The sequence below is a fragment of the Streptomyces sp. NPDC002536 genome (genome assembly GCF_053594995.1).
Genome location: NZ_JBSFWU010000204.1, coordinates 1 through 4762, shown reverse-complemented (window position 1 = coordinate 4762; position 4762 = coordinate 1). Strand labels below are relative to the sequence as shown.

The window sequence follows — 4762 nt, the reverse complement described above, 5'->3', positions numbered from 1 at the left end:
CGAGGTTCTCGGGGCTTCGCCCCGGACCCCTGGGGTGGTGCGTCGGCTGCGGGCCGGTGGGGGCTGGTCGCGCAGTTCCCCGCGCCCCTGACGGGGCGCCGTGCTTCGGCGCGTCTACAGTTCGGCCAGCACCGCGTCCGTCAGCTTCGGCCACACCTCGATCGCCCACGGGCCGAAGGCCCGGTCGGTCAGGGCCACGCAGGCCGCCCCCGCCTCGGGGTCCACCCACAGGAACGTGCCCGACTGGCCGAAGTGGCCGAATGTCCTCGGAGAGGACGAACTTCCTGTCCAGTGCGGCGACTTCGCGTCGCGGATCTCGAAGCCGAGGCCCCAGTCGTTCGGGCGCTGGTGCCCGTAGCCGGGCAGCACGCCCGTCAGTCCGGGGAACGCCACCCGGGTCGCCTCCGCCACGGTCTCTGCGGCCAGCAGCCGCGGCGCCTGCAGCTCCGCCGCGAAACGGGCCAGGTCCGACACCGTCGAGACGCCGTCCTTCGCCGGGGAGCCCGGGAGGTCCGTCGACGTCATCCCCAGCGGCTCCAGCACCGCCTGCCGCAGGTACTCCGCGAACGGGATGTCCGTCGCCTTCGCGATGTGGTCGCCCAGCACGTCGAAGCCCGCGTTGGAGTACAGCCGCCGCGTGCCCGGCGCGGCCATCGTCCGCTGCTCGTCGAAGGCCAGCCCGGAGGTGTGCGCCAGGAGGTGGCGGACCGTGGAACCCTCGGGCCCCGCCGGCTCGTCCAGCTCGATCGCGCCCTCCTCGACGGCGACCAGTGCGGCGTACGCGGCGAGCGGCTTGGTGACCGACGCGAGGGCGAAGCGCTGCTCCGTCGGCCCGTACGACCCCGCCAGGGTGCCGTCCGCGCGGACGACGGCGGCCGCCGCGGCCGGCACCGGCCAGCTCTTGATCAACTGCAGGCTCTCCATGACAGTGAGCCTACTTGCTTGGAGTGCACTCGAAGTCTCTAGCGTTGAGCGCAACGCAACGACACCGATGCGACGTGGGGGAAGCGGTATGACCGTAATCGACAGGGCTCCGGTGCAGGTGACACGGTGCTTCGAACTCGACCGGCACCGCGCCCGCCGTCCCGAGGGCCGGGACCGCTACACGATCACCGAAGTGGCCGTCTACGCCGGGCTGTCGGCGCACACGCTGCGCTGGTACGAGCGGATCGGGCTGATGCCGCACGTCGACCGCTCCCACACGGGCCAGCGCCGCTACACCGACCGCGACCTCGACTGGCTGGACCTGGTGGGCCGGCTGCGGCTGACGGGGATGCCGGTCGCCGACATGGTCCGCTACGCCGAACTCGTTCGCGAGGGCGAACACACCCTCGCCGAGCGCGAGGAACTGCTCAGCACGCACCGCGAGTCCGTGCGGCAGCGCATCGCCGAACTGAACAGCACGCTCGAAGTCCTCGACTACAAGATCGACCTCTATGCCGCCCGACGCCGGGCGTCCGAAAGGGCTGACGCACGATGAGCAACGAGACCATCCCCACCGCACCGCTCGGCGCAGGCGGCCCCGAGGTCGGCATCCAGGGCCTCGGCTGCATGGGCATGGCCCACGCCTACGGCCCGACCGACACGGACGAGGCCCGGGCCACCCTGGAGCACGCGCTCGACCTGGGCGTCACGCTCTTCGACACCGCCGACATCTACGGCTTCGGGCGCAACGAGGAGTTCATCTCCCCGTTCGTGCGGGCCAACCGCGACCGCCTCCTGGTGGCCAGCAAGTTCGGCATCGTGCGGCGCGAGGACGACCCCTCGTACCAGACGATCCGCAACGACCGTGCCTACATACGGCAGTCCGTCGAGGGCAGCCTGCGCCGCCTCGGCGTCGACCACATCGACCTCTACTACATGCACCGCCGCGAGGTGGAGGTGCCGATGGAGGAAAGCGTGGGCGCCATGGCCGAGTTGGTGCAGGAGGGCAAGGTCCGGCACCTCGGCCTGAGCGAGGTCTCGCCGGGCGAGCTGCGCGCGGCGCACGCGGTGCACCCGATCGCGGCGGTGCAGTCGGAGTGGTCGCTGTTCAGCCGCGACGTCGAGGAGGGTGTCGTGGCGGCGGCGCAGGAGCTGGGCGTGGCCTTCGTGCCCTACTCCCCGCTCGGGCGCGGCTTCCTGACGGGCTCTTTCGCGAGCGCGGAGAAGGAACTCTCGAAGGACGACTGGCGGCGCACGCAGCCGCGCTTCACCGGCGAGAACGCGGCGGCCAACGTGGCGCTGCTGGAGCCGGTCCGGGAGATCGCGCAGGCGCGCGGCATCACCCCGGCGCAGGTCGCCCTGGCATGGGTGCAGCAGCGGGCGTCCGTCCACGGCCTGACGGTCGTTCCGATCCCGGGCACCCGCAAGCGGAGCCGGCTGGACGAGAACGTGGCGGCCACCCGGATCACGCTGAGCGCGGAGGAGCTGGCGGTGCTGGAGCCGATCGCCGGCAAGGTCGCCGGCACGCGGTACACGGACATGACGTTCACGGCGGTGGGCCGGGAGTAGGTTTCCGGCCCCCGGAGGGGGAGGGCTCAGCTCTCCCCCGGCGTCACCAGCCCCGACTCGTACGCGAACACGACGGCCTGGGCCCGGTCCCGCAGGTCCAACTTGGCCAGGATGCGGCCGATATGGGTCTTCACGGTCTGCTCGGCGAGCACCAGCGCCGCCGCGATCTCCTGGTTGGACAGTCCTCGGGCGATCAGCCCGAGGACTTCCGTCTCCCGCGGCGTCAGCCCGTTCAGCCGGAGTGCCGGGTCCTGGCGCCGGGCGGGACGCTGTGCGGCGAAGTCGGCGATCAGACGCCGCGTCACCGACGGGGCCAGCAGCGCCTCCCCGGCCGCCACCACCCGTACCGCCGAGATCAGGTCGGCCGGCGGGGCGTCCTTGAGGAGGAATCCCGAGGCGCCGGCGCGCAGCGCCTCGTAGACGTAGTCGTCCACGTCGAACGTCGTGAGCATCAGCACCTTCGGCCGGTGCACCACGTCCGTATAGGGGCCTCCCCGCGAAGCAGGGGAAGGGTCGAGGATCTGCCGGGCGGCCTCCAGGCCGTCCATCTCCGGCATGCGGACGTCCATCAGCACCACGTCCGGGTGCCGTTCCCGGGCCAGGGTGACGCCCTGGCGGCCGTCCGCCGCGTCGCCGATGACGTCGATGTCCGGCTGCGCGGCCAGCAGCGCGGCGAAGCCCGCCCGCACCATGGCCTGGTCGTCGACGATGATCACCTTGATGGTCATGCAGCAGGGGGTTCCTTTTCCGTCAGGGGCAGCCTGGCCGCCACCCTGAAGCCTCCTTCCGGCAGCGGGCCCGTGTCCAGCGAGCCTCCCACCAGGCGCACCCGCTCCCGCATGCCGACCAGGCCATGGCCGGTGCCGGAGGCCTCCAGCGGGGCGTCCGGGCGGTCGGCGGCCGCGTTGACGACGAGCACCGTGAGGCCCGTACGGCCGGGGTCGACGGTCAGCGACACCCGGGTCGCCGCGCCCGGCGCGTGCCGGACGACATTGGCGAGGGCCTCCTGCACGATGCGGTACGCGGACAGGTCCACCGCCTGCGGCAGGTCCGCGACCCCGTCGCCGATCGCCAACTCCACGGGCAGACCGGCCCGTACGGTCGCCTCGACCAGCTGCGGCACCCGCTCGGCACCGGGCTGCGGCACCCGCTCGGCGTGCGCCGTCTCCTCGTTGCGCAGCACGCCCAGCAGGCGGCGCATCTCGGTGAGGGATTCGCGCGCCGTCGCCGCGATCGCGCCGAACTCGGCGCTCGCCTCGGCCGGCAGGCCGGTGATGCGGTAGGGGGCGCTGTCGGCCTGCACGGTGATCACGGACATGTGGTGGGCCACGACGTCGTGCAACTCCCGTGCGATACGGGCCCGTTCCTCCAGCAGGGTGCGCCGGGCGCGCTCCTCCTCGCTGATGGTCTCCTGCTCGGCGAGGGCGCGCCGCGCGTCGCCGCGGGCGCGCAGGGCGGCGGCGAGCAGGAGCAGCACCCCGGCGAGGGGGACGAGCACGGCCCAGGCGTTGCCGCGCTGTGGTGCGATGTCGTGCAGCGCCAGGGTGGTGCCCGCCAGCAGCAGCCAGGCCGCGATGAGCGTGCGGCCCTTCTCCCGCAGCCCGAGGGCGAACGTCAGCAGCAGCATGCCGATGATCTCCATCGGCGGCCAGGGCCACGGCTGTTCGTCCGCGGGAGCCACGGGCAGCAGGGCGAGCGTGCCCGCCAGGTCCGCGAGGAAGGCGATGACCCAGGCGAGCAGCGGGCGCCGGACGGCGATCAGCAGCGGTGCGGTCTGCAGGACGGCGAGGACGAAGGCGAGGTCCGAGTCCATCCCGTAGTTGTGCGGGAGCACCATCGCCGTGGTCGGCAGCAGGATCACGACGAACAGCCAGGCGACGGCGTACGGCAGGAACCGCACGGCCGGCCGCGGCGAGCGGCCGAGGAGGGGCTCCGGCGGGCCTGCGGGGGTGGCGAGGCTGCGCAGGAAACGCAGCACGGCGGCGGGTTGCGACTGGGGCATGACGTCACTCAGCCTAACGAGCGGGTCCCGCGGCGGCGTCACACCACGGTGCCGGATTCCGCCTCGTACCCCGGTACCAGTAGCGCCCCGAAGGGGCGCGGGGAACTGCGCGACCAGCCACGATGTACCCGCAGTCGAAGTACTCGGGGCTGCGCCCCGGACTCCTGGGGTGGTGCGTCGGCTGCAGGCCGGTGGGGGCTGGTCGCGCAGTTCCCCGCGCCCCTGACGGGGCGCTACAGCTCCGCCAGGAGCTCCGCCTTCTTCGAC

At 72.7% G+C, this 4762-nt stretch carries 5 protein-coding genes; 2 read left to right on the top strand and 3 right to left on the bottom strand.

Translation table 11 applies throughout. The features are described from left to right. Positions 1-114 precede the first annotated feature (114 nt). Entirely contained in the window at positions 115-924 is an 810-nt protein-coding gene (locus ACWD4B_RS35125) for a serine hydrolase domain-containing protein (RefSeq protein WP_451424576.1), read from the bottom strand. Positions 925-1012: 88 nt separating this feature from the next. Here ACWD4B_RS35125 and ACWD4B_RS35120 point away from each other — a divergent pair, with 88 nt between their 5' ends. Then, positions 1013-1480, top strand: a complete 468-nt coding sequence (locus tag ACWD4B_RS35120; protein WP_390777920.1) for a MerR family transcriptional regulator — start codon at positions 1013-1015, stop codon at positions 1478-1480. Beyond that, on the top strand, positions 1477-2493 hold the full coding sequence (locus ACWD4B_RS35115) for an aldo/keto reductase (RefSeq protein ID WP_451424575.1): 1017 nt from the start codon (positions 1477-1479) through the stop codon (positions 2491-2493). The genes ACWD4B_RS35120 and ACWD4B_RS35115 overlap by 4 nt, the downstream gene beginning before the upstream one ends. A 26-nt stretch (positions 2494-2519) precedes the next feature. Here ACWD4B_RS35115 and ACWD4B_RS35110 read toward each other — a convergent pair whose 3' ends face one another. Both ACWD4B_RS35110 and ACWD4B_RS35105 read right to left on the bottom strand, forming a co-directional pair. After that, positions 2520-3221, bottom strand: coding sequence for a response regulator (locus tag ACWD4B_RS35110; RefSeq protein ID WP_451424574.1), 702 nt, complete (start codon positions 3219-3221; stop codon positions 2520-2522). After that, positions 3218-4495 (bottom strand): sensor histidine kinase, encoded by a 1278-nt coding sequence (locus tag ACWD4B_RS35105; RefSeq protein ID WP_451424573.1) that lies wholly within the window; start codon positions 4493-4495, stop codon positions 3218-3220. Before ACWD4B_RS35105 ends, ACWD4B_RS35110 begins: the two co-directional genes overlap by 4 nt. Between the last annotated feature and the right edge of the window lie 267 nt (positions 4496-4762).

Coding starts and splice junctions, on each gene's coding strand:
- ACWD4B_RS35120 (WP_390777920.1), top strand. CDS start 1,013: ATGACCGTAATCGACAGGGCTCCGGTGCAGGTGACACGGTGCTTCGAA.
- ACWD4B_RS35105 (WP_451424573.1), bottom strand. CDS start 4,495: ATGCCCCAGTCGCAACCCGCCGCCGTGCTGCGTTTCCTGCGCAGCCTC.
- ACWD4B_RS35115 (WP_451424575.1), top strand. CDS start 1,477: ATGAGCAACGAGACCATCCCCACCGCACCGCTCGGCGCAGGCGGCCCC.
- ACWD4B_RS35110 (WP_451424574.1), bottom strand. CDS start 3,221: ATGACCATCAAGGTGATCATCGTCGACGACCAGGCCATGGTGCGGGCG.
- ACWD4B_RS35125 (WP_451424576.1), bottom strand. CDS start 924: ATGGAGAGCCTGCAGTTGATCAAGAGCTGGCCGGTGCCGGCCGCGGCG.